24 protein-coding genes, 1 pseudogene and 1 riboswitch are annotated in these 25,150 nt (G+C 38.2%); of the genes and pseudogenes, 12 read left to right on the top strand and 13 right to left on the bottom strand.

Annotation, left to right across the window (positions count from 1 at the left end; genetic code table 11):
* Window positions 1-143: 143 nt before the first annotated feature.
* The 5 genes and pseudogenes from MKZ18_RS08745 (at window position 144) to MKZ18_RS08725 (ending at window position 4,225) form a co-directional block, all read left to right on the top strand.
* Window positions 144-1,214, top strand: coding sequence for a DUF3900 domain-containing protein (locus MKZ18_RS08745; RefSeq protein WP_025908890.1), 1,071 nt, complete (start codon window positions 144-146; stop codon window positions 1,212-1,214).
* A gap of 181 nt (window positions 1,215-1,395) precedes the next feature.
* Complete coding sequence (locus MKZ18_RS08740; RefSeq protein ID WP_025908891.1) at window positions 1,396-1,596, top strand: cold-shock protein; 201 nt, start codon at window positions 1,396-1,398, stop codon at window positions 1,594-1,596.
* 358 nt (window positions 1,597-1,954) lie between these two features.
* Window positions 1,955-2,086 (top strand): annotated as a pseudogene (locus tag MKZ18_RS08735) (carboxypeptidase); the annotation flags it as partial.
* A 324-nt stretch (window positions 2,087-2,410) separates the two neighbouring features.
* Window positions 2,411-2,486: riboswitch (glycine riboswitch) on the top strand.
* 90 nt (window positions 2,487-2,576) lie between these two features.
* Window positions 2,577-2,849, top strand: a complete 273-nt coding sequence (locus tag MKZ18_RS08730; RefSeq protein ID WP_025908892.1) for an ACT domain-containing protein — start codon at window positions 2,577-2,579, stop codon at window positions 2,847-2,849.
* Between the two features lie 14 nt (window positions 2,850-2,863).
* Window positions 2,864-4,225, top strand: a complete 1,362-nt coding sequence (locus MKZ18_RS08725) for a PFL family protein (RefSeq protein ID WP_025908893.1) — start codon at window positions 2,864-2,866, stop codon at window positions 4,223-4,225.
* A gap of 22 nt (window positions 4,226-4,247) precedes the next feature.
* Here MKZ18_RS08725 and MKZ18_RS08720 read toward each other — a convergent pair whose 3' ends face one another.
* The 5 genes from MKZ18_RS08720 to aspA all read right to left on the bottom strand — a co-directional run bounded on the left by MKZ18_RS08720 (window position 4,248) and on the right by aspA (window position 9,566).
* Window positions 4,248-4,433 (bottom strand): cysteine-rich CWC family protein, encoded by a 186-nt coding sequence (locus MKZ18_RS08720; RefSeq protein ID WP_061786199.1) that lies wholly within the window; start codon window positions 4,431-4,433, stop codon window positions 4,248-4,250.
* Between the two features lie 3 nt (window positions 4,434-4,436).
* Window positions 4,437-5,837, bottom strand: coding sequence for a PH domain-containing protein (locus MKZ18_RS08715; RefSeq protein WP_025908895.1), 1,401 nt, complete (start codon window positions 5,835-5,837; stop codon window positions 4,437-4,439).
* A complete protein-coding gene (locus tag MKZ18_RS08710; RefSeq protein ID WP_076513115.1) occupies window positions 5,830-6,312 on the bottom strand; it encodes a PH domain-containing protein in 483 nt (160 codons plus the stop codon). Before MKZ18_RS08710 ends, MKZ18_RS08715 begins: the two co-directional genes overlap by 8 nt.
* A 433-nt stretch (window positions 6,313-6,745) precedes the next feature.
* Window positions 6,746-8,074, bottom strand: a complete 1,329-nt coding sequence (locus MKZ18_RS08705) for an NAD-dependent malic enzyme (protein ID WP_025908897.1) — start codon at window positions 8,072-8,074, stop codon at window positions 6,746-6,748.
* A gap of 61 nt (window positions 8,075-8,135) precedes the next feature.
* The gene (gene aspA / locus MKZ18_RS08700; RefSeq protein ID WP_061786483.1) at window positions 8,136-9,566 is read right to left on the bottom strand and encodes an aspartate ammonia-lyase; all 1,431 of its coding nucleotides are present in this window, start codon (window positions 9,564-9,566) and stop codon (window positions 8,136-8,138) included.
* A gap of 303 nt (window positions 9,567-9,869) precedes the next feature.
* Between aspA and MKZ18_RS08695 the strand changes: the two genes are divergently transcribed.
* The 5 genes from MKZ18_RS08695 to MKZ18_RS08675 all read left to right on the top strand — a co-directional run bounded on the left by MKZ18_RS08695 (window position 9,870) and on the right by MKZ18_RS08675 (window position 14,657).
* Window positions 9,870-10,454 (top strand): LOG family protein, encoded by a 585-nt coding sequence (locus MKZ18_RS08695; protein ID WP_025908899.1) that lies wholly within the window; start codon window positions 9,870-9,872, stop codon window positions 10,452-10,454.
* 121 nt (window positions 10,455-10,575) lie between these two features.
* Window positions 10,576-11,934 carry an IS1182 family transposase gene (locus MKZ18_RS08690; RefSeq protein WP_144594447.1) on the top strand — a complete coding sequence of 453 codons (1,359 nt, stop codon included), beginning with the start codon at window positions 10,576-10,578 and terminating at the stop codon, window positions 11,932-11,934.
* Window positions 11,935-12,144: 210 nt separating this feature from the next.
* Window positions 12,145-12,840 (top strand): YetF domain-containing protein, encoded by a 696-nt coding sequence (locus MKZ18_RS08685; RefSeq protein WP_144594131.1) that lies wholly within the window; start codon window positions 12,145-12,147, stop codon window positions 12,838-12,840.
* Window positions 12,841-13,110: 270 nt separating this feature from the next.
* Window positions 13,111-13,671, top strand: coding sequence for a DUF4825 domain-containing protein (locus MKZ18_RS08680; RefSeq protein ID WP_025908902.1), 561 nt, complete (start codon window positions 13,111-13,113; stop codon window positions 13,669-13,671).
* A gap of 164 nt (window positions 13,672-13,835) precedes the next feature.
* Window positions 13,836-14,657, top strand: a complete 822-nt coding sequence (locus tag MKZ18_RS08675; RefSeq protein WP_061786485.1) for a Cof-type HAD-IIB family hydrolase — start codon at window positions 13,836-13,838, stop codon at window positions 14,655-14,657.
* 33 nt (window positions 14,658-14,690) lie between these two features.
* Here MKZ18_RS08675 and MKZ18_RS08670 read toward each other — a convergent pair whose 3' ends face one another.
* A complete protein-coding gene (locus MKZ18_RS08670) occupies window positions 14,691-16,013 on the bottom strand; it encodes a 2-hydroxycarboxylate transporter family protein (protein ID WP_260864987.1) in 1,323 nt (440 codons plus the stop codon).
* 237 nt (window positions 16,014-16,250) lie between these two features.
* On the opposite strand from MKZ18_RS08670, the gene MKZ18_RS08665 reads away from it, so the two are divergent.
* Window positions 16,251-16,658, top strand: coding sequence for a hypothetical protein (locus MKZ18_RS08665; RefSeq protein ID WP_076513110.1), 408 nt, complete (start codon window positions 16,251-16,253; stop codon window positions 16,656-16,658).
* Window positions 16,659-16,980: 322 nt separating this feature from the next.
* Here MKZ18_RS08665 and MKZ18_RS08660 read toward each other — a convergent pair whose 3' ends face one another.
* From MKZ18_RS08660 to MKZ18_RS08635, 6 genes are all read right to left on the bottom strand, one after another.
* The gene (locus MKZ18_RS08660) at window positions 16,981-18,471 is read right to left on the bottom strand and encodes a peptide MFS transporter (RefSeq protein ID WP_061786706.1); all 1,491 of its coding nucleotides are present in this window, start codon (window positions 18,469-18,471) and stop codon (window positions 16,981-16,983) included.
* Window positions 18,472-18,864: 393 nt separating this feature from the next.
* Entirely contained in the window at window positions 18,865-20,244 is a 1,380-nt protein-coding gene (locus MKZ18_RS08655; RefSeq protein WP_035320329.1) for an allantoinase, read from the bottom strand.
* Window positions 20,245-20,391: 147 nt separating this feature from the next.
* Window positions 20,392-21,771, bottom strand: a complete 1,380-nt coding sequence (locus MKZ18_RS08650; RefSeq protein ID WP_138117120.1) for a sensor histidine kinase — start codon at window positions 21,769-21,771, stop codon at window positions 20,392-20,394.
* The gene (locus tag MKZ18_RS08645) at window positions 21,764-22,435 is read right to left on the bottom strand and encodes a response regulator transcription factor (protein WP_025908909.1); all 672 of its coding nucleotides are present in this window, start codon (window positions 22,433-22,435) and stop codon (window positions 21,764-21,766) included. The genes MKZ18_RS08650 and MKZ18_RS08645 overlap by 8 nt, the downstream gene beginning before the upstream one ends.
* 111 nt (window positions 22,436-22,546) lie before the next feature.
* Window positions 22,547-22,702, bottom strand: a complete 156-nt coding sequence (locus tag MKZ18_RS08640; RefSeq protein WP_153301180.1) for a hypothetical protein — start codon at window positions 22,700-22,702, stop codon at window positions 22,547-22,549.
* 31 nt (window positions 22,703-22,733) lie between these two features.
* The gene (locus MKZ18_RS08635) at window positions 22,734-23,621 is read right to left on the bottom strand and encodes a peptidylprolyl isomerase (protein WP_100347625.1); all 888 of its coding nucleotides are present in this window, start codon (window positions 23,619-23,621) and stop codon (window positions 22,734-22,736) included.
* A gap of 214 nt (window positions 23,622-23,835) precedes the next feature.
* Between MKZ18_RS08635 and MKZ18_RS08630 the strand changes: the two genes are divergently transcribed.
* Window positions 23,836-24,138 (top strand): antibiotic biosynthesis monooxygenase family protein, encoded by a 303-nt coding sequence (locus MKZ18_RS08630; RefSeq protein WP_144594412.1) that lies wholly within the window; start codon window positions 23,836-23,838, stop codon window positions 24,136-24,138.
* Window positions 24,139-24,636: 498 nt separating this feature from the next.
* Here MKZ18_RS08630 and MKZ18_RS08625 read toward each other — a convergent pair whose 3' ends face one another.
* Entirely contained in the window at window positions 24,637-24,993 is a 357-nt protein-coding gene (locus tag MKZ18_RS08625) for an amino acid permease (RefSeq protein ID WP_390894710.1), read from the bottom strand.
* Window positions 24,994-25,150: the final 157 nt, after the last annotated feature.

Below are 25,150 nucleotides of genomic sequence, written 5' to 3'. Positions count from 1 at the left end.
TCTCGTTATCTATTATACTATTTTTTGTAAATTTTAGAAAGTTTAGATTTTTCAACCCTTTCGATACTTTATTTATCATTGACGCTTTTTTCTTTTTTCTACTATACTGAAATGATGAACTCTTAATGAAACAAGGTGAATCTATGGACTTTAAAATTAATTTCTTATCATTTTACGTCATCCAAGTAGATGGTAAAGACGAGCAAGCAGACAAACGCTACAAGCATTTTCAAACGCTGAATACAGAAGAATACGAAGAAAGCTCAATTAAAGACTTCTTAGACGGTGAGTTTAAAAAAATTGTTAAACGTAAGGTTGAACGCCATCCAAAAGCTGAACAAGTTCCTACAAAGCTTGGTTACTTTGTCACGGAACCTGGGCACGCATTAGATTCTAATCCTAACTATAATTTATTTCATCGCACGCGCTTTGCAACGGCAAAGGAGGAATTTGAGGAAAATAGCGAACAGTTTATTCACGCATATTTAGATACCGCAGCTGTACGAGGCGGTGCTTTTTTAGTTATATCCGCTGTACCGCGCAAATATTTCGATCAGGCGTTTGTATTTATTTTAAAATGTGATTTTGAGCCCAAAGTTGCCTCAATCACCGATGAATCAACGCTCATTCGCCATGTCGAAATGGCCATTACAACCAAGAACATGAAGTCTATTCAATACCCATACATGCCTGAAGAAGGCATGGTCGAAGAAAGCGAACTTGTCATCCACCAAGCGTCTCACGCTCGTTACTTTGAAGACTTCTTGAAATTTATTGACTACAACGAGCCGATGCCTGAGATTATGAAAACACAAGTGATGGATATGGTGCGTGAACACGTCAGCGAAACGTTTGAAGCAGAAAGCGTAGAACTTGAACAGTTTGAGTCGGACATGGAACTGTGGGCAACAAGTGAAAAGCGTGAGCTTCAAGAACGTTTGGATACCCATCAAGTTATGGAAGCTGCTGCTCATATCGTCGAGCATACGCCTGATGCCGAGCTTAAAATGAAGCTTGGCGAAACGGAGATTAAAGGACTGTTAGCGGATTTCGGGGAAAATATTCACTTAGCGAAAGTGAACGGACGCTACGTGGCGTTAATTGAAGCAGAATCGATTTTGTTTGAAAAAGGCGCGTCTCCGATTGAGTTTCATAAGCCTGGGGATTTGCACGGGATTATTGAGAAAATCAGCAGTAAGCGCTGGGAAGAATGAGCCAAAAATAATAAACGGACGCATCTATTTTTTACTTTACTTGCAATACTGAACTGTTTCTGTTATTCTTAAGAAGAATTATTTTTGTTCGGTAAGGATTGACAAGTTAACAACTTTCGTCTGAAGATTTGAGCAAGAATAGTAACACAATGTGTGCAAAGCACACGAGGAGGCAACAACAATGGAACAAGGTAAAGTAAAATGGTTTAACGCAGAAAAAGGTTTTGGATTCATCGAGCGCGAAAACGGAGACGATGTATTCGTACATTTCTCAGCAATCCAAAGCGAAGGTTTCAAATCTTTAGATGAAGGTCAAGCTGTAACTTTTGAAGTAGAGCAAGGTCAACGTGGACCTCAAGCTACTAACGTTCAAAAAGCGTAATTAATACGGACATCTATGTACAGACTCTACTTGTAGAGTCTGTTTTTAATTTACATTGAAATTTGGACATAATAAAAACCCTACTCACGAATGAATAGGGAACATCAAAACACAGATAGTAACTGGTAAAGAAAATGGTAAACTTAGTATAGCATAGTATTCTTATAATACCTAATTTTTTATTACACATCTCATGATAATCAGTAACTAGCCATCCACTGCGATATCCGCCCTCTCCCTCTTTCTCCTCGTCTTAACTTTCACTTATTTGTACAGTTACAATAATTTGTTTACATTCTACTTTAAATATTCTCAAAATACAGTATTTTAAGCTCATGCCTTTTTTAACTAATGGCACATTAAACAAACAATCACTACTTTAGACTCAACTGTAAGAGCTATTTCAGATGGCTCAATAGAAAATGCAGATACAAGCTTTTGGGACACGCTTGCCTCCCAAACAACTCGCCCTTCTGGAAAAGACGAGTAATAAAAATTATCACAGGAAAGCGACTGATAGGCTCTTTCCTTTTTTTCTATTTATAACAATTGTACCCTTTTCCCTTTGCTGAACTATTGATGAAAAGCCTTAGCTCCTACCTCTCCTCTCACCTTTTGCTTCCATTGCTCTATTTTTAAGTGTGATATAGCACAAAACACTCTCCCATTCTAAGTAAACATGATGAAACAATAGAAATGTTCAAAAAACATTGACTATCTTTTCTTTTGTTGATATGATTTTTCTATTGGTTTTTGAGCCAATGTTAAATTGAATATTCCCCAAGCAATGATTGTTGTGGATAACACTACAACAGGAGCAGCTTCTGGAGAGACCGCTTAGGCGGCGCCGAAGGATTCACAATCTCAGGCAAAAGGACAGAAGAGTAACGATACATACGTATGTTATTCGATGACCTATTCGAGATTGGATTCTTCCAATCTCTTTTTTTATTTTCTATATTATTTTTGAGGTGATTATTATGCAACAAAAGCGCGCTGTGGTTAGCGTAATTGGACAAGATCAAGTAGGGATTATTTCAAGCGTCACAACTGTCTTATCAAATCAAGGTGTTAACATCCTCGATATTAGTCAGACAATATTACAAGATTTCTTTACGATGATGATGATTGTCGATGTATCAGCTATTGAACTAAACTCGCTACAACATTCTTTAAATAACGTTAGCGAAGAGCTTGGTTTAAAAATTCACGTGCAGCTTGAAGAAACGTTTCAAGCTATGCATCGCGTATAAAAGGAGGAATAAATATGAGTATTGCTTTAACAGAAATGATGGAAACCATCCGAATGGTTCAAATGGAGAACCTCGATATCCGTACAGTAACAATGGGTATCAGTTTAAGAGACTGTGCTGATTCTAACTTTGAAACAATGAATCAAAATGTCTACAACAAAATTGTTTCATATGCAGGTGAATTAAAAGAAACTGCTGAACAGGTTGAAAAAGAATATGGAATTCCAATTGTAAATAAGCGTATTTCAATTACTCCTATCGCAGAGATTTTAGGTCATGCAACGGTTGAACAAACAATCACGCTCGCTAAAACATTAGACCGTGCTGCACAACAGGTTGGTGTCGATTTTATCGGAGGCTTCTCAGCTCTTATTCATAAAGGAATTTCAAAGAGTGATCAAACGTTGCTAGACGCGTTACCTGAAGCTCTTAGCGTAACAGAACGCGTTTGTTCTTCAATCTCAGTAGCCACCACTCGTACCGGTATTAATATGGATGCTGTAAAACAGCTCGGCGTTATTATTAAAGAAGCGGCTAACCGTACAAAAGATCGTGATGGCATTGCTTGCGCCAAGCTGGTTGTGTTCTGTAACCCTGTTGAAGATAATCCATTTATGGCCGGGGCTTTTCACGGCTCAGGTGAAGGTGAAGTGGTCTTAAACGTAGGTGTTAGTGGCCCTGGTGTTGTTTTAAATGCACTAAAACGTCATCCTAATGCTGATTTAGGTGAGGTATCTGAAGTAATTAAAAAGACGGTATTTAAAATTACGCGCGCTGGTGAGTTAATTGGACGCGTAGTGGCTGAACGACTAAACGTTCCCTTTGGCATCATGGATTTATCACTGGCTCCTACTAATGCTATTAACGACAGCGTTGCTGAAATTTTAGAAGAAATTGGGTTAGAACGTGTGGGTACTCATGGTACAATTGCTGCGTTAGCACTTATGAACGATGCTGTGAAAAAAGGAGGCGCAATGGCTAGCTCTTACGTTGGTGGTCTAAGTGGGGCTTTTATTCCGGTCAGTGAAGATAACGGGATGATTAAAGGTATTACCGACGGTTCTCTAAATCTATCAAAACTTGAAGCGATGACCTGCGTATGTTCTGTTGGTTTAGATATGATTGCTTTAACAGGAGATGTTAGTCCTGCTACGCTTTCAGGAATGATTGCTGATGAAGCGGCAATTGGAATGATTAACAAAAAAACAACCGCAGTACGCGTTATCCCTGTTCCCGGTAAAAGTGAAGGTGAAATGGTAGAATTCGGTGGTCTTCTAGGACGAGCTCCAGTCATGGGTGTTAACCCTTATAGCTCTGAGCGATTAGTAAATCGCGGTGGACGAATTCCTGCTCCCCTACAAGCATTGATTAATTAAGTAAAAAGAGTCAGCGTAATCATTACTCTTCACGCTGACTCTCTTTATACACTTGCAGACAAGATTTGCAAATGCAAGAATGACTAGATTTTGCTTTTAACGCATCTGGAAACTCTTCTTCTGCGCACCAGCAAGTAAACTCTTCTTCTTTTAAAACATGCTGACATCCATTCTTTTTTCCACACAGTGGACAGGTTATGTTAATCATAACTCACTCTTTCTTTACATCCCAATGTGTAGCTTTATCAAAGATCGGCTTCCATATGCGCTCCGGTAAATAGCCAACTCCGTAGGAAGAACCAAGACCCATTGTTGATACAATAAGATGACGACATCCTTTTTCCCAAAACCTGCTGCTTGCTTTCACCTTTACATCCTGAATCTTTCTGCGCTGCATAACCGTTGTTTTTCGAGTAATAAACTGCGATCGAATACTTAAAAATTCATGGGTCATCGCTACGCCTCCTTGGTGATATCCAAACCATGTTAACAACGAAGTAGCTAACAAAATGACAACCACTCCCCACACAAGCTGAACTTTCCAAAAGCTGATTGCTACTGCTGCAATGCAAGCTGTAATGAAGACATATGATAGCTTATACCATACATAATTGCGCACTACGTTTGGCTTAAACTCAAGGTAACGATAAGTAGGAAGATACTCTGAAAAAACCTCCGTTATTTCCTTTTGTTTTAAAAATGGGTGTAAATACACTTTTTGCTCTAAATCAGAAGTTACGACTTTTAACGAAATGGCTCCCCAACCAAATAAACGCTGAAGCAAACCTTCTTCAACTGTAACCGCCTTAATTTTTTCAAAAGGAATCGTAAGCGAGCTTTTGTTTAATAGCCCGTATTGAACTTGAAGGTGCTTTTCATAGCGCTCCACCATAAAATTACCAAAGCGGATTACGTACAAGATAATAGAAAGTATATATGCTATGCATAAAATAAAAAATACTAATATGATAATAGCTAATATAGACTGCGTAACAATCTGTTCATAAGCATCTTGAATCCACGGGTTGATTAAGTCATCCACGTATTCGTATAGTACACCCAGTCCAGCAAAGATATAGCCAAAGTTCGCCGATAGCGCAGCAGCAATCACTAAGCGACTGGTGGGCACCTTTAATGTTTTAATGATTTGTTTTCTTTCAGGACTCTCTTCTACTGAAAAAGACTCCCCTGCTTGCAGCATTGTTTTTAACTCATGGGCGTCTTTCATTAAAACACCTGGTAAATCGACTTCTGCACCCATTCCTGTTCCACCTGCTGTTTCAATACGAAGCCGTGCCAGTTTAACTAGGCGAAACAGAAAAGGCTGATCAATTTGAATCGATTGAATACGCGTTCGTTGGATAAAACTATTTTCTTTTTTAAAGACTCCTTTTTTAATTCGAATTTCTTTTTCTGTAACTTCGTAGCGAAATGTTTGCCATTTAACAAATGCAAAAAACAAGCTGATACCTATAATAATTAAACCAACCCACCAGTATGTCAGTACTTTATCTCGCTGAAGAATGATTAAAAATGCAAATGGTAAAATATTGTCTTTTATGTACTTTGCAGCTTGAACAATAACGGCAAGTGGGTGCAGCTTTTTATTCATATTCGTCCTTCACCTCTGCCATCTTTGCGATTGTTTCGCGTAAATTATTTGCGTCTTCTGATTGTAGTGCCGGAAATTCAAGAAATCCTGCAGCTGTTACAACATTAATTGAAGCCAGACCGTATTTACGCAAAATTGGCCCCGTTGATGTTTCCACATGTTGAACCTTCACAATCGGCACTTTTGTATGATTCCAGATAAACAAACCTTTTTGTACTTCGATATGCGTCTCTGTTAGTTGATACGAATACACTTTCATGTAAATGCTCGGAGCGATGACAACATAAACAATAAAGCTAACGATTAGCAGAGCTCCAGAAACCCAAAAAATCCAGATCCACCAATTAAAAAAATAGACAAGAACATAATAACCAATCGTTCCTGCTAACCACAATATATGTGGCAATAATGCTTGAATTCTCATTGCGGTTTTTGCTTCGGAAGGTAGCTTCCCCTGTAAATGTGTAATTTCCATATGTATATCCTCTCAATTCATGTATTCTTTCTTCTTAAACGCTTGAGCTGCCCAAAAAGTTTCAATAATATGTATTTTTTCATATTTTTTCTAATTTGTATACAAAAAGAGAGTAGGACATACCAAAACAAATTTTCAACAAGACGAACACTCCCTTTTCTCACCTCCTTACATTGTCACAACATGTTCGTTTTATTGCGCTACGGCCACTCGCTTTCCGCGGGGAGGAACCTGAGCTTCCTCGCTATGCTGCGGAATCTCCGTTTTCCCTCTCTTTCCCGCAGGAGTCGAGTGCCCTACGCTCCATTCCACCCTGTTTCCAAACTAGTTTTTCCCAATCAACAAAAAACCTGAACGATTAAAAGTGAGGAACTCTCAATCGTTCAGGTTTATCATTGACTGAATTACTTGTGTCCCAGCCTCTTTTTATTCATTAGCGATAAACGTTCTTTTTTACGTCACTTTGTACTGCTACACGCTCTACTGCTTCAGCAACAGCTTCATGTACATTAACATTTAGCGGATGAGGCACTAGATCCCCTGGCTTTGTTGAATTTGCAATCGCTTCTGCAGCTGCAACTAGCATTTTGTGAGTAATATCACGAACACCAGCGTTTAGTACGCCACGGAAAATACCTGGGAATCCTAATACATTGTTTACAGAGCGTCCATCTGTTGCATAAATTGCACCAGCTTCTAACGCATCTTCTTGTTCGATTTCAGGTTTTGGATTTGATAGAGCCAAAATAATTTGTCCCTTTTGTACCCATTCTTTTTTAATAAGTCCTGGTACACCAGTTGTTGCAATAACAATATCACTTTGCTCCATTAGCTCTTCTAAGCTATCAACTGTTTCGCCTCCATAAGAGCGAAGACGATCTTTTGCTTCTTCAGATTTATCAGCGCCAACTACGCTTTCGACACCATATGCCATTAGCATGCGGCATATGGCAATACCAGCTGCCCCAAGGCCAATTTGACCAACGCGAGCTTGTTTTAAGTTAACACCTGCACTGCGACAAGCTGAGATAGCTGCAGCTAACGTAACTACGGCCGTTCCATGCTGATCGTCATGCATAACAGGAATGTCTAGTTCTTTCTTTAAGCGCTCTTCCACTTCAAAACAGTGTGGAGAACCAATATCTTCAAGCAAGATACCACCAAATCCTGGTGAAATATTTTTAACTGTTTGAATAATTTCTTCGGGACTATTTACATCTAATAAGATAGGAATAGCATTAATATTAGTAAGCTGATCAAAAAGAGCTGCTTTACCTTCCATAACAGGCATACCAGCTACTGGTCCAATATTACCTAAACCTAAGATTGCTGTTCCATCTGTTACAACAGCTACAGTGTTGCTAATGCTTGTATAAATTTTTGCTTTTTCCGGCTGTTCTTTAATCGCCATACATACGTTAGCTACACCTGGTGTATACACGCGTCGTAAATCCGCTAACGTTTCAATTTTCATTTTACTTTTCATTTGAATTTTCCCGCCTTCGTGAGCGTGTAAAACTTCATCTGAAACTGTGTGTAGCGTAATTCCGTCCAAGCTACGAACTGCATCTAATAATTCTTCTAGCTGCTCTTCGCTCTCAACCTGTACAGTAATACTTCTTCGCGTATAGTTATGGCCTACCTTAACTGTTTCAACCTCGCCAATATCGCCACCTACGCGACCAATTGCCGTAGCTACTCGTCCTAGATTTCCTGGTACGCTTGGTGTTTGAATCATTAAAGTACGGATAATATTGCTCATGTTGACTCCTCCATTTTTATCATTTTAGTGTTAATTATCAGTCTGTCTACTTGTCTAACGATTATTGACGATCAAAAAGTGAGTTACCTGCAATACCTGGATTTGTCATTTCATAAGGATTTAAGATTAAATCTAGCTCTTCTTCTGTCAATACGTCATATTGTAAGCAAAGTTCCCGTACAGATTTCCCTGTCATAATGGCTTCTCTGGCAATACGAGAAACAACTTCATAACCTAAATGTGGGTTAACTGCAGTAATGACGCCTACGCTTTTCTCTACATATTCTTTCAACCGTTCTTCGTTTGCTTCAATACCTTCTAAGCAATATTTTGTAAACGCGTCAAAACCGTTGTTCATAATGCTAATAGACTGCAGTAGGTTAAAGACAAGCACAGGCTCCATTACGTTTAACTCAAGCTGTCCTGCTTCTGAAGCTAAGCAAATGGTATTATCATTTCCAATAACTTGGAATGCTACTTGGTTAATCAGCTCTGGCATTACTGGATTTACTTTTCCAGGCATAATAGAAGATCCCGGCTGACGAGCAGGAAGGCTAATTTCTGCTAAGCCTGCCCGTGGACCTGAAGCCATTAAGCGTAAGTCGTTTGCAATTTTAGACATATTCATCATACACACTTTTAAAGCAGCAGATACTTCGGTATAAGCGTCTGTATTTTGCGTTGCATCCACAAGGTGCTCAGCGCCATATAATGGTAGTCCACTAATTTCTGCTAGATATTTCACAACGTTCTCGATATATTTCGGATCAGCATTTAAACCTGTTCCTACCGCTGTTGCTCCCATATTCACTTCATATAAGTGTTGGCGAGACTGGCTTATACGTTTAATATCTCGCTCTAAAACACGGCTATATGCAGCAAATTCTTGTCCTAAACGAATGGGTACTGCATCTTGAAGATGTGTTCTTCCCATTTTAATAATTGGATCAAACTGCTTCGCTTTCTTTTTAAATACTTCAACCATCTTGTCCATTGTTGCTAATAAATCATCTAATAGGCGCAATGTTGATAAATGAATAGCCGTCGGGAACACGTCATTCGTAGATTGTGACATGTTTACATGACTGTTCGGACTAAGCTTTACATAATCACCTTTTTCATACCCCATTAGTTCTAGCGCTCGGTTTGCGATAATTTCGTTCATATTCATATTCATTGACGTACCCGCTCCACCTTGAATCGGATCTACAATGAAATATTCATGCCATTGACCTGCAATCACTTCGTCAGCCGCCTGTACGATAGCGCTTCCAATACCATCGTATAATCGTTTTGTATCCATATTCGCCATAGCAGCTGCTTTTTTGATCATCGCAAGAGCACGAATCATCTCTTTGTTCACTTTGTATCCAGTGATTGGAAAGTTTTCAACTGCGCGCATTGTTTGGACACCGTAATATACGTCTTTTGGAAGTTCTTTTTCGCCAAGAAAATCTTTTTCAATACGACTTTGCTGTTCCTTTTTCGCCATACTGCGACCTACTTTCTATTAGTTAATCTTTATGTGAGCGTGCTTAATTCTCAGCTTTTTTGTTTTAACTAGCGTACTACGCTGTATGACACCTTCTATTAAACACTTAATATACGCTTTGATTATAAAGAAAATTATACTAATAATCAAGGTAACTCCAAAAGAGGTTTTACTTTTTTTAGTATTAAAACAAAAACACCTGTTCTCATTTCTATTAATCGATTATTTTTTATCATAAAAAAGGGTTTTATTATAAATAAACGAAATGTTATGACTATACGCTGTGAAAAGGAGGACCTGTATATGAAAGCCATTTGTGTATTTGCTGGATCTAATTCTGGTGTTCATCCTCACTATAGAAACGTTGCCGTAGAACTTGGAGCGTATATGGCTCAACACGATTATAAATTAATTTACGGGGGCTCAAAAATGGGCCTGATGGGTGAAGTAGCCAATGAAATGTTAAAGCATGGTGGTCACGTAGTTGGCATTATGCCAAAAGGGCTATTTAGCGGTGAAATTGTTCATACCGCCCTCACGGAATTAATTGAAGTAAGCAGCATGCATGAGAGAAAAGCCACCATGCACGATTTATCTGACGGCTACATCGCTCTTCCAGGAGGGTTCGGTACGTTTGAAGAATTGTTTGAAGCACTTTGTTGGGCACAGATTGGAATTCATAAAAAACCAGTTGGATTACTCAATGTTAATGGATATTATAATGCGTTAATGAGTATGGTTGAACATGCTGTAACAGAGGGCTTTTCACAAGAATCAGCCATTCAGCTTATCAATATTTCAAGCAGCCCGCAATCGTTAATTTCATCAATGATGAACTTCACTTCTCCTTCCACTCGTTACACAAAATGGAACAACACTTCTTCTTAAATCAAAAAAAGAGTACGCTACTGTACTCTTTTCAGACTGTAGACAAACTGGAAGAAATCCAGTTTGCCTACAGTCTTTTTTATTTTACAATGGAAGTACTACATAACTTGAGGTGATTGACATGCTTTCGAAACATAATCCCATTCAACGAGATCAATTAGAAATGATTACGTTAAATCAATTGGTACCGGCCAGCCACTTGGTTCGTAAAATAGAGGCAGCACTTGATTTTTCGTTCATCTATGACTTGGTGAAGGACATGTATTCAGAAATCGGTCGTCCCAGTATTGATCCTGTCATCTTAATTAAATTGACCTTCCTTCAATACACGTTTGGAATCCGGTCCATGCGCCAAACGATTGAACAAGTGGAAACCAATATGGCCTATCGCTGGTTCCTTGGGTATGGTTTCCACGATAAAGTGCCTCATTTCTCTACGTTCGGAAAAAACTATGAACGCCGTTTTAAAGATACCGATCTGTTTGAACAGATTTTCTATCGCATCTTAAAGGAAGCTGCCGAGAAAAAGCTAATCAGTGCCGAGCACGTTTTCGTGGATTCGACCCATGTTAAAGCGAGTGCGAACAAACGCAAATTTGAAAAGAAAGTCGTTCGCAAAGAGACACGCGCGTATCAGGAACGCCTTCAAGAAGAGATTAACCAGGACCGGGAAGATCACGGAAAAAAACCATTTCCTCCGGACAAGTTTGAGAAGGAAGAGAAGAAAGAAATCAAAGAAAGCACCACCGATCCAGAGAGTGGTTACTATGTGAAGGATGAACGGACGAAGCAGTTCGCCTATTCTTTTCACGCAGCCGCGGATCGTAACGGTTTTGTGCTTGGCACCATGGTCACACCTGGCAACACACATGATAGTCAGATTTTAGAGCCATTGGTCGGAAAGGTCATCGAGAGAGTCGGAAAGCCTGAAGCGGTCGCCGCAGATGCCGCGTACAAAACTCCTGCGATTACCCGTTACTTATTGGAACAGGGGATGACCCCTGCCTTGCCATACACACGACCACGTACGAAAAAAGGTTTTTTCCGAAAACATGACTATGTGTATGACGAATACTTTGACTGTTATCTTTGCCCGGCAGGTGAGATCTTGGCCTACTCGACAACGAATAAAGAAGGATATCGGGAGTACAAATCGCCAAAACAGATTTGTGCGACATGCCCATTTTTAGCCAGATGTACGGAGAGTAAAGACCACCAGAAAGTGGTGACGCGTCATATTTGGCAGGAATACGTAGAAGAGGCAGACCATCTTCGCTATCACGCAGAGGTGAAAGAGATTTATGCCAAACGTAAAGAAACCATTGAGCGTGTATTCGCAGATGGAAAAGAAAAGCATGGCATGCGTTGGACAACGTTAAGGGGACTTAAAAAATTGTCGATGCAGGCGATGCTTACTTTCGCTGCCATGAACCTGAAGAAGATGGCCAACTGGACGTGGCAAGGTCCAAAAATGGCCTAAATGATGAACTCGAAGAGGTCTGTCTTTTTATTAAATAGCTTCAAATCCCATAAAAAGCTAAAAAGGGGTTCGGAATGAGACCATTCCGAATCCCTTTTGTCGACAAACTGAAAAGAGTACGCTACTGTACTCTTTTTTTATTTGTCTTCTACATATTTTCTATCCACTTTGGACATTCTCTAAAAAAAGAGAGAATAGGGAGATGGTGTCATGGAGCACATTTTTGATTTGCTGTTACGAGGAATATTAGCTTATTTTTCTCTGCTTATCTTAACTAGAATTATGGGAAAAAGAGAGCTATCCAATATGAACTTCAGTGACTTTGTTGTGGGAATCACCATTGGATCCATTGCTGCTACGGGCGCGGTTGACCATAACCAACCTTTTACTAACTATATACCAGCTTTGGTCATCATTCTCGTCCTTGAAATTTTATTTTCTTACCTTTCAATGAAATTTGATAAATTTCGGCTATTAAACAATGGTGAACCCATTATCTTAATGGAAAACGGGCGAATTCTTGAACAAAATTTAAGAAAGGCACGCTTAAATGTCGAAGAGCTTGCTAGTCAGCTTAGGCTTCAAAGTATCTTTTCTTTTCAAGATGTAGAAACGGTCCTTATTGAACAAAACGGTGGCTTTAGCGTGCAGTTAAAACCAAGCCACCAAGCTGTCACCATGGAAGCAATGAGCATTGTTAAAAGCCGCAGCGGACTACCTCGGCTTCTCATTAAAGATGGAAAGCTAGTTGAAAAAGAATTAACTGCGTCCTCTTTTACACTCGACTGGGTGCACCAACAGCTCTCTATTCGTAATATCGCCAGCATTTCTGATGTTATGCTTGGTCAAATTGACCGTAGTGGCTTTATCTATCTTGATTTGTATGAAAAAGAACAAACGACGTAACAATTTCTGCTGCTTCCTGTGAATTTTTGCGAGAGTCTATCAATAAAAGCGGTATTTTCTCGACTGCTCTGGGATTTATTGCTGGAGCAGGAACTTTTACAGTATTCGATGTATTGTTAGCTAGAAAAGGTGGTCATAATCCCAAGCGCTCTACTTCCCAATGTAAACAAAGTTCTGGTTTAGATTATTTTTCTTATCAGCTATTGTAAAATTATCCTTATGATGTATATAATTACAATGTTATTTTCAAGCAAAGAATGGAGACTTATCATGCGCTACTCTGCTTTTTTATGTTGTTTTTTTGTTTTTATCACGCTATTAGTTGGATGCCAAGCTATAAATAATGCTTCTCAAAAGAATGATTCGATTGAAGCTGAAAAATTAAAGGCTAACCACTATTCATATAATGAAGATCAACGTGATGCTATTTCTGTTATTAATGAGCTTCCTGGACATGAAAATGTTCATAACGTAACGTTGCAAACCCAAAAATCTCCTTCCTATATTTCAGTTGATTATACACAAGCATCGACCGAAACGAGCAGGCAGTTTGAACACAATTGGTCGGCGGATTTTACTAAAAAACGCGTATTCAACAACGCTACCATACTGCTTGGGTTGATTGACCATGCTGATTCTGTCCACTTTAACGTTCATACCGTTGTTCCTCAAAGCATTACGATTACACGTGCAGAACTAGAAGCATTCTATCGACATCCGCTTACACCAAATGCTTCAAAGGGTATTCAAAACGTTAACGTTGAAAACAATAACAATGAGTATAAAATAAATGAGTTTTTTCGTCGTCACCCAATTACAGAACTAGACTAATCACTCTGTGCGAAGCATCTTTTAGCTGCTTCGCTTTTATATGCCTTTTCGCCCTTACGTGTGTGATCTAGGAAACTTCCTTTCACGTAACTTGAACAAAAATTGAACTACCTGTTCTTTTGTAGTACGATATGAACATATTGTCATAGAAAGGAATTATTAAAATGGCCTATAAAATGATTGTACTAGATTTAGATGATACTCTTTTACGAGATGACCATACAATCTCTCCCCGTACAAAGCAAGCTTTAATGGATGCGCAAGAAGCCGGAGTAAAAGTTGTGCTAGCTTCCGGTAGACCAACCTATGGCATGATTCATATTGCTGAAGAGCTTCGACTAGCTGATTACGGAAGCTTTATCCTCTCCTTTAACGGAGCAAAAATTATTGATTGGCGTACTAAGGAAGAATTGTTTAGTAGTACATTATCACCTGAAACCGTTCATCAATTAGATGCATTGAGTAAACAAGAAAACGTATTGATTCATACCTATGTAGGAGATGAAATTATTACGGAAGTAGAAAACGAATTTACGGATATCGAAAGTAATATTACTGGCTTACCTATTAAACTAGTACCTAGCTTCGTTGACGCTGTGAAAGATCCTGTTGTAAAAGTCTTGATGCTTGCACCAAGTGAAGAGCTGGTTCATGTTGAAGAAAAGCTACAAAAACAGCTTGATGGACAGCTAAGCGTTATGCGCTCAAAACCATATTTCTTAGAGTTCACAGAAGTTGGAGTAACAAAAGGTACAAGCCTTGATTTTCTTATTCAGAAGCTAGGGATTACGCGAGACGAAGTAATTGCCATGGGCGACAGCTATAATGATGTAGCCATGATTGAATTTGCGGGTTTAGGCGTTGCGATGGGAAATGCACCTGAAGATATTAAAAAGTTGGCAAATCACGTAACAGATACAAATATGAACGATGGTGTTGCGAAGGTAGTAGAAGAATTTGTTTTAAATCGTTTAGCCGTTAAATAAAGAAAAGCCAGCTGGCGCTGGCTTTTTTATGTGTCATTTTGTTGTAACAAGCTCTGGAACTTCATTTGTTTGAAGCATTTTATTGCGTAAACCTTCCACATCGATTGGTTTCCTTGCCACCCCTGAATCCATTGCCGCTTTCGCTACGGCAGCTGCAACATGAGCTGCGACTCTCTTATCGAATGGATTTGGAATTACATAGTCAGCATGGATATCTGTTTCATCAATTAATCCAGCAATTGCATACACTGCAGCTACTAATGCATCCGCTAAGGTACCTTCTTGTTGATTTTTGTTCGTCATGCGTGCCATTTCTTCTTTAAATGAATTCATACCAACAGGACGTCCTTCATAAATAATTCCTTTTGTATCACATAATATAACGTCTTGCACACCCATGTTTAAAAGAAGTTTTACAATGGCAACACCTGCAGCACCAGCACCATTTGCTACAACTTTAATATCTTCAAGCTTTTTATTTGCTAAGCGTAGCGCATTTAACAAACCTGCAGCCGTAACAATTGCCGTTCCGTGCTGATCATCATGAAAGATTGGGATATTACAAGCTTGTTTTAAGCGTTCTTCAATTTCAAAACAGTAAGGTGCTGCAATATCCTCTAAGTTAATACCGCCAAACGTAGGTTCAAGAAGTTTAACCGTTTCAACTACCTTGTCTGGGTCCTCAGTATTTAAACAAATAGGAAATGCATCGACGTTTGCAAATGACTTGAATAGCAATGCCTTCCCTTCCATAACTGGCATTGAAGCACCTGCACCAATATTACCTAATCCAAGAACGGCTGTCCCATTTGAAACAACGCCAACCAAATTCCCTTTCATCGTATAATCATAGATTTTCTCAGCATCTTCTGCAATTTCAAGACATGGCTCTGCTACTCCTGGTGAATAAGCAAGGCTTAAATCTTTTGCGCTTTGAACTTCTACTTTGGAATGTACTCCAAGCTTTCCTTGTTTTTCTTTATGCGTTTTAAGTGCTTCTTCTAGTGGCCATGTTAAGCTTGATGAAATAAATTTGTATAAATGATAAGATCCTTGTTCCATCTTTTTCGGCATAAGCTGTAAAGATTTGACTAGTGTTGCTGCTACAATCATTAACACCGGACCTGGGATTCCTAAAAATTTATGAGCTAAGCTACCGAAGATAAAGAACGAACAAGCAATTAATACGCCTGCACCCATTAAAGAGAAATCGACAGGTTTATCAATGTTTGTCTCCTCGTTCATTTTATCTCCGCCTGCTGCTTTAACTAATACACCGTTACCCGTAAGTTCCGGTTTGCTTTCTCCTAAGCGCTTCATCATACCCTCACAGATAACGGCTACAACGTTTCCAATTTACGAGCTGTACCCATTACCTTAACCTCCTGTCTTTCTACAAAGTCTATGATACTTAATGTTCAGACAACTTGATACGTTTTGTAACTTTTAAAGCATTTTTGTAACTAAAAAAATTAAATGAGTAAAATGTATAGAGCTAGCCATGTTCGGCTAGCCTTAAAAGTGTAGTGAATATTTTAACAATGTTTCCATACATATATAATAATGACGAATTGAGAGTAGGAGGAAATAGCTATGCTCAAACCTGATACAGCTATCATTTTAGGTCTAATGATTGAAGAGCCGTTTACACGATTAGAAGATGAAGCGATTAGGCATATTGCCGTAAATGAGCTTGAAAATGGATTGGCAGTATTTAATGAAGCATCCAATCTTTATTACGAAAAATTTCTTTATTTTGACGAGCACACGAAGTTACAGCTTCGTAAAGAAGTTTTCTCGCTTCATTTAACGCTGAACCAAATAAAAAATGCATATGCTAATGGTTATACATCCGAAGCCGTTCATATCCATCAAATTATTGCTGAAACTGAAAACTCAACGAATACGATGAACGCTCTCTTTCAATTTCCCACTTATAACGGTGAAGAAGATGATCAAAGCTACAGGTCATTTATGAATATCTTTGGATCAAAAAAATAAAAGAGTTTGGGACATAACAAAATGATTGCTTCTAAGAGACGAACAATAGCTGTTCCAATCTTTTTGGTTTGTCTGAACACGTTCGTTCCATTGCGCTACGGCCACTCGCTTTCCGCGGGGAGGAACCTGAGCTTCCTCGCTGCGCTGCGGGATCTCAGTTTTCCCTCTCTTTCCCGCAGGAGTCGAGTGTCCTACGCTCCATTCCACCCTGTTTCCAACATTGTTTTCACAATCAACAAAAAACCTGAACGATTAAAAGTGAGAAACTCTCAATCGTTCAGGTTTATCATTGGCTGAATTACTTATGTCCCAGCCTCTTTTATTAATTAATCCCCTTCATTAATTGCTTAATTTTTGAAGAAGAAAGGAAGATGATGATACCTAGAACAACAGAAATTCCACCTAATAATCCGAAATATGAGGATTGTGAAATTCCCTCATAGAATCGAACGATTTGTGCGTTGATTGCCTGTGCAGCTGCGCTTGCTAAGAACCATACGCTCATCGTTTGTGCTGAGAATGCTTTTGGCGCTAGTTTTGTTGTTGTCGATAATCCAACTGGGGATAAGCAAAGCTCACCAATTACAACTAAGAAGAAGCTTAAAACAAGCCATAATGGACTTGTTAAATGATTCGCATCACCTGTTACTGACGGGATAACCATTACTAGGAATGAAAAACCGGCAAATAACAATCCTAAAGAAAATTTTTGCGGTGTAGACGGTTGGCGATCTCCAAGCGTTACCCACAGCTTAGCAAATACAGGTGCTAATAAAATAATAAATAACGGGTTAAGCGACTGGAACCACCCTACTGGAATTGTAAAACTTCCATAAGTTAACTGCGTTGATGTTTCAGCATAAATGGCTAAGATTGTTGAACCTTGCTCTTGAATTGCCCAGAACATGACAGCAGAAATAAATAATGGAATATAAGCAAGTAATCGAGAGCGTTCAACATCAGTTGTTTTGGAACTACGATACATAACGGTGAAATAAATAATTGGAATAATAACAGCTAAGAAACTAATGAATGCAATAACATTCGTTATAGTTAAGAAGCCTGCTACTCCTGCTACAATTAAAAAGATTACGAGAACAGCAACGATTAAACCAATAATTCCAAACGTTTTTTTACGCTCACCAGGCTTTAACGGATTTGGAACTTCCGTACCTGCTAAACCTAGGTTTTTCTTTTTTGTCATAGAAAAAACAATTAATCCACCTAACATTCCAACTGCTGCGGCACCGAAACCTAAATGGAATCCATAGTTTTCTCCAAGTGTAGATACGATTAATGGAGCGATAAAAGCACCTAAGTTAATTCCCATATAGAAAATACTAAATGCGGCATCGCGTCGGTTGTCGTTCTCTCTATATAAGTCTCCCACAACACTTGAAACGTTTGGCTTTAATAAGCCTGTCCCTAAAATAATAAACAGCATGGCTACTAAAACACCGTTAAATCCGGCTGGAATAGCTAAAACGATATGACCAATCATGATCAACACGCCGCCCCAGAACACTGTTCTTGAGGTTCCTAATATCCTATCAGCAATCCATCCGCCAATAATTCCTGACATATAAACAAGCGCTCCATAAATGGACATAATGGATGCTGCTGTTCCATTATCAATACCTAGTCCACCTTTAGACACTTCCGTGTATAAATACACGATTAGAAGTGCTTTCATTCCATAATAGGAAAAGCGCTCCCAGAACTCAGTGAAAAATAGCGTAAATAATCCTTTTGGATGGCCAAAAAATCCTTTTTGAGGAACACTTTGGACAATTTTCTCTTTATCAAGCGACATATTTTACATCCTTTCTCTCTATCTTTCTCCCTTTTTCCCCTGTTTACTAATTTTTAAAATATCAAAAAATTATGATGATATAAAATTAGAAACAATAAAATTTTATTCTTATAAAATGATTCTGTCAATATAAAAAAATGTAAATAAACATATTTTTTATACATCTTTTTTCTTATCCGTGCTTTAAGAACAGCTATATAACCAGCTTATTCTAAATAAAAAATCCTTTATATTTTTTATTTTAATTATTCATCCCCCTGATTTTTTATAATACCAAGCTAATATTTTCTATTTCTTTTTACCCTACTATTCTTTTAAAACTGTGTCTTTTACCCTATATAGTTTTTCGATATAATAAAAGGTATAAAATAAAAAGGATGACTGCTGTCATCCTCAACGTACGTTTGTATTTTCGATTTGTTGTACAAACCTTGACTTATTAATAGGTTGCTGAAACGTGTTAGTGTCAAACTCGTATACTATTTCACCTTCACAAATCGTATAGCGAATTGTACAGCTGAATTCATAGCCTTCATAAATGCTGTGCTTGTGTTTAAAAAACATGCGGTTTTGCTTTACGATGTAGGAATTCTTTAAATCAACGATTGTTAGATCTGCATCTCCGCCCACTTGAATACTACCTTTTTGAGGATACAACCCAAAACGCTTGGCAGGAGCCGTTGAAGTTAACTGTGCAATTTTAGTAAGAGGGATGCTTCTTTTTTGATACCCTTCTGTGATCATTGCTTGAAGCGTATATTGCCCTCCCGATATTCCTCCCCACACCTCAAACATATTATTTGATTTCTTCAAGTCCATAGGACACGGCGAGTGGTCGGAAGATATCATATCAATTTCACCTTTTTCCATCGATAACCACAGTTTCTCTTGTTCTGCTTTTGACCTGAGCGGTGGTGCACATTTAGCCAGTGCTCCAATTTGTACAAAGTCTTTTTCTCCAAACAATAAGTAGTGTGGGCAAGTTTCTAAAGTAACATCTTCCCCTCTTTTTTTAGCATCTACGATTAAGTCAACAGCTTCTTTACTACTGATATGTACAAAATGGAGTGAACATCCAGTTTGCTCAGCATACTCTAATGCTTCTTTAACTGCTTCTACTTCCACTTCAATTGGCCTTGTTTCTAAATAGCTTCTAATCGATGTAAGCCCCTGTTCCTCTTTTTGTTTTTGAAGCTCTTTAATCGTTTTGTCTTTCTCTGCATGCAAAGCGAGAACCTTACCCAACTTCGCGATTTCTTTCATCCCTTCATAGAGCGTAAGTCCATCTGAAAATTCGAACTCTGATCCTGCTTCTGACATAAATGCTTTAAAACCAATAGCCCCTTGCCTTGCCATCTTTTTAAGTTCATCTTTATTACCAGGTACTAATCCTCCCCATAAACCAAAGTTTACAAATGACTTCTCATTTCCAAGCTTCTTTTTATTTAAAAAAGCTTCTTTCGTTATGGTAGGCGGAACACCATTTAGAGGCATGTCAAAATAGGTTGTACACCCTCCTGCTGCCATCGCTTTTGAACCATTATCAAATCCCTCCCAATGCTCTCTTGCAGGCTCATCAAAATGAACATGTATATCAATAGCTCCAGGTAATACATGCATTCCTTCTGCTCTTAGTACCTCTTTCGCTAGGCTGGTATCAATAGTAGACTTTAAAGCAATAATCTTACCCTCATATATACCAATATCTATTACGCATACCTCGTTTTCTAACACAACCGTTCCACTTTTGATAAGTAAGTCATACTTTTTCATCCATAAACCCCTTCCACTTGCATTAGATTATTTTAAATATAACTGAATTTTCTAATTTTTTCATCGTGTATTTTGCCTTTTTTTAAAAGATGTTTTGTGCAAACTAGACAAAAAATGTACCTAGATACACGAGTATCCGGCACATTTTCATTGAGGTAAACTGATTCGAAAAGTGGTTCCTTTCTCAGGTTCACTTTCCACTTTAATTGTTCCTTTATGCATATCAACAATCCATTTCGCAATTGCTAAACCAAGACCATGTCCGCCCATTTGTCTAGACCTAGATTTGTCCGCTCTGTAAAAGCGATCAAAAATTCTTTTTTGTTCATCTTTATGGATACCAACACCCGTATCAGCCACTCGAATTTCAACTGCATTCGGTCTTTGCTTAATCAATACTTTTACGTGTCCTTGTGGAGTGGTGTATTTAATTCCGTTATCCAATAATATATACATGAGCTGCGTAAGCTTTTCTTCATCTCCCGAAAGCTCTATCTGGTCAGGTGCTTCTAGATGTAAGCTAATATTTTTAGAGTGAGCAAGTGGCTCAACGGACTGCATTACTTTTTCAACCATTTTTTTAATATCAAATTTATTAAAGGCTTGCTGGTTTTTGCTAGCATCAGACCGAGCCAGCGTAAGCAAATCACTTACAAGCTTAGTCATCCGCTTTACTTCTGCTTTCATATTACCGACAAGCTTTTTAGAAAAAGGATCTTCATTTACTTCATCCTGCATTTCGAGCGCATTAATAGATGATAGCATCACGCTTAATGGCGTTCTCAATTCATGAGAAGCATCGGCTACAAACTCTTTTTGCTTTAAAAATGCGGTTTCAATGGGAATCATTGCACGCTTTGACATTAAACGACTCATGTAAATGGCTACGCCTACAAATAAAACTGTTAACGATAACATGATGACCAAAAGCCACTTTAGCAACTGGTATAGAAACGAAACGTTTTTACCAATGTAAAGCATCCCTAAAAACTCACCTTTATAAAAAATTGGCTGTCCAGTCATAAGCAAATCAATACTTACCTTAAATTCATCTTCAGCATGACCATTCCGCTCAAACTTTTCCACATTTGGACGAATTGTTTCAATGCGTTCTTTACGCACTTCATTTTCAATCGGAATCCAGCCGTTAATTAAGTTTAGCAATTTCGGTCTTAGTCCTTCACTTGCTTCGCTGCCCATTAGTAACTGACCTTCTGGACTAACGACATAATAAAAGAACGCATCTTCCCTTGCCACAACAATATCTTGGTATTCATCTTCTACTTGGTCATTTTGCTCGACCAAAAGACTTTTCACAAATTTTGTTTCTTGCTTGAGCAACATATTTAAGCTTTGCTGCTGGTTACTGCTAATCACAACGTAAACAAGTGAATAGACAATAAACACAAATAAAAGCAGAAATATCATTAACAGCGCACTGTAGCGAAAGGTAAGACGATTTTGCGTTTTGCTAAATAAATCTTGCTTCATCCGGTTACGAGCTCTTCTTATTAACTTTTTAGTCAATTTTATAACCTACTCCACGTATACTTTGGATGAGCTCTTGTTTCCCAAAATGATCTAGCTTTTTTCGCAGGAGTTTGACCGTTGCATCGATTGTTTTAATGGATACATCCGATTCATAGCCCCAAACGCGATCTAATATAATATCTCTTGATAAGACCTGTCCCTTATTTTTCAGTAAAAAGTCCAACAGCTGAAATTCTCTTGGGCTGAGCTGGATTGATTTGTCTCCACTATTCATCATTTGACTCGAACGGTTTAAGGTGATTTGATCGATTTTAACAGTTTCTTCAACAATTGGAGCATAGTTGCGGCGAGACAAAGCTCTCAGCCTGGCCAACAGTTCATCAATTTCAAACGGCTTCACCATATAATCGTCCGCACCAGCATCTAATCCATGCACGCGATCTTGAACAGCATCTTTTGCTGTTAACATTAAAATTGCGCCATTATAGCCTTCCTTTCGAAGCTGTTGGCAAATTTCTACTCCATCTCCGTTTGGCATCATCCAATCCAAAATGAGAATATCATAATGCGCATCAACAGCATAAAAGTAAGCATCACGCCCCTCCGTCACCCATTCGACGTTAAAGCCGGCTTTTTTCTTTAACATATAACTTACTAGCTCTCCTAGTTGCAAATCATCTTCTGCTAATAAAACATTCATATTTTCTCAGCTCCATTCATTTATAAATATACTACTTTATCGCTAGGACATAAACAATCAGCAGGTAGGTTTACCTGCTGATTGTTTATGTTATTATTTATTTTATTTATGTCAACGGTTAAAAGCATGTTGAGAATGAGAATTTGATTGGTTGTTTACACTTTCTGTTACTTGTACCACGCGGCGACATATTTCAGCTCGTACTCCGCGCTCTTTTAATTTTTCTACAATTTGTTCTAACTTATTGTAAGGCTTTTGCGTTTTCATTTTCATTCCTCACTTTATTTAGAATAATGGATTACGAAAAATTCTCAATGTCATACTTTTTCTTTGTTTCTTCTAACCAAGTTGGATATTCAGACTGAAATTTATTCTCTAACAAGAGTTGTTTAATTTCCTCTTTGCTATTTTCATAGTTCGCATCTTGAGCTGCTTTTTTATCAATTACTTTAATAACGTGATAACCATACTCTGTTTTAACCGGCTCACTAATTTCATTAACATTTAAGTCGAATGCAGCATCACTAAACTCTTGAACCATATCTTCTTTACTAAAGTATCCCAAATCTCCTCCATCTTCCTTAGAGGCTGTATCCGTCGAATATTCTTTTGCTAACTCAGCAAATTTCTCACCATCGCTCAGTTTTTTCTTAACTTCATTAGCCGTTTTTTCATCTTTTACAAGAATATGACTTGCTTTTACCTGCTCTGGCTGATCAAATGAATCTTTGTTTTCATCAAAATATGATTTCATCTCGTCTTCAGAGATGTCAATTGTATCTTCTACCAGCTTTTTAGCTTTTAAGTTTGTTTCTAAATCCTTTTTTACTTCGCTTTCTTTAATACCATTTGCTTCTAAAGCTTGATTAAACGTATCTTCTCCACCGTATGATGTAATTAACGCATCAAGCTCTTTGTCGAGTTCTTTTTCACTAATTGTTACACTTTTCTTTTCCGCTTCTTTATTAATGACTTTTTGTTCAATCATTGAATCTAAAACGTCAGTTCCACCTTGAGACATTAACACTTCATATAATTGGTCTTTTGTGATTTTGTCTCCATCAACACTTGCTACTGCATCAACGCGATTGACTTGGTACACGACACCCGCAATGATAGCACCAGCAGCAATGATACCAAGAAAAGAAAAAAGCTTTTTCTTTTTTTTCTTTTTCTTCTTATCCATTTTCTTACCTCTCCTAACTTCCATCCATGACTTACGCTATGTATGTAAGCGCAAGAATTATGAGCTTTTTGAACAGTTTTCTTTCTACGCTTCTAACTATACAAAAACAAAATGAAAAGTTGGTGAAAGCGTAAAAAGAGTTTGCTCTGTTTACGAACCATGTGAGGTAATCTTTGAAGTTGTTTATCTTATATAGAGAAATTTGGAGGACATTATGATTAAAGAAGTTGCTTTTTTCCGTATTAAAAAAGAGCTACTAGCAGAGTTTGAAGAAGCATTTGATCAAGCCGCTCACGTTATCGCATCTGTACCAGGATATATTAATCATTCCATTCATCGATGCATTGAAACAGATACTAAATATATGATTATTGTTGAATGGGAAAATGTTGAAAGTCATATGGTGAATTTTGTCCAATCTTCATTATTCGAAGAATGGGACAAACAAATGGGACGTTTCTTCGAGCCAAACGTTACAATGGACCATTATGTCAATGTTCATCCCTCTAAACATTGACATTCGTATGAAAAAAGCTTATTCTTAGCTTAGCACCCTATCCATCACCATTTCGCTTGTTGCGGGACACTTAACCAGTTCGGAATGGATAGGGTGTTTTTGTCTGTTTCAAATATAAAAAATACATAGAATAATAAAGAGACTGAGACATAAGTAGTTCAGTCCTTACTATACCTGAACGATTGAGAGTTCATAACTTTTAATCGTTCAGGTTTTTTGTTGATTGTGAAAACAATGTTGGAAACAGGGTGGAATGGAGCGTAGGACACTCGACTCCTGCGGGAAAGAGAGGGAAAACGGAGATCCCGCAGCGCAGCGAGGAAGCTCAGGTTCCTCCCCGCGGAAAGCGAGTGGCCGTAGCGCAATGGAACGAACGAGTTGAGACAAACTAAAGAGATGGGAACAGCTAGTGTTCGTCTTTTAGAAGCACTCATTTTGTTATGTCCCAAACTCTTTTCTTACTTTGCCTCACTTTGATCTGTATATACGTTTAATCCTTTACGTCGTCTCCAATAATAAACTGCATAACATAGCAGTGGTAACAACCCAAGTTAACCAATATAACCACCCTACAGCAAATCCTGTTTCAGGTCCAATAAACTTTGTCGCATAGACCTGAAATGAACCCGCATGTGGCATAGCTACGCTCAGCTCACCTAAACACAGCATCACCAAATACATAATAAAACCACCGACCAAGTAAGCGAGCATCGCTCCTCCCGGCCCTGCTTGTCCGATTGTATAACCAGAACTTAAAAATAACCCTGTTCCAATTACACCTCCGAGTGAGACCATAAATAAGTGACGACTTTTCATCGTCCGCTTCAGATCATTTTGTCCTTCATGTTGTGCCATTAACTTCACTTCTTTCCTTCTATCTTTCCCAACATTCTTTTACTCGCTTTTCGTTCTAGTTGTTTGACTAAAAGCAAGTATTACTATCAGAATCATTGTTTGATTATAAAATTTTTCTGGTTTTTTACAACATTTCATGAATACAAAATAGAAAGCT

The organism is Priestia sp. FSL W8-0001 (genome assembly GCF_038050335.1).
GTDB lineage: Bacteria > Bacillota > Bacilli > Bacillales > Bacillaceae_H > Priestia > Priestia flexa.
Note: the sequence above shows the minus strand (reverse complement) of the source record. Positions and strands in the feature narration are given on the sequence as shown.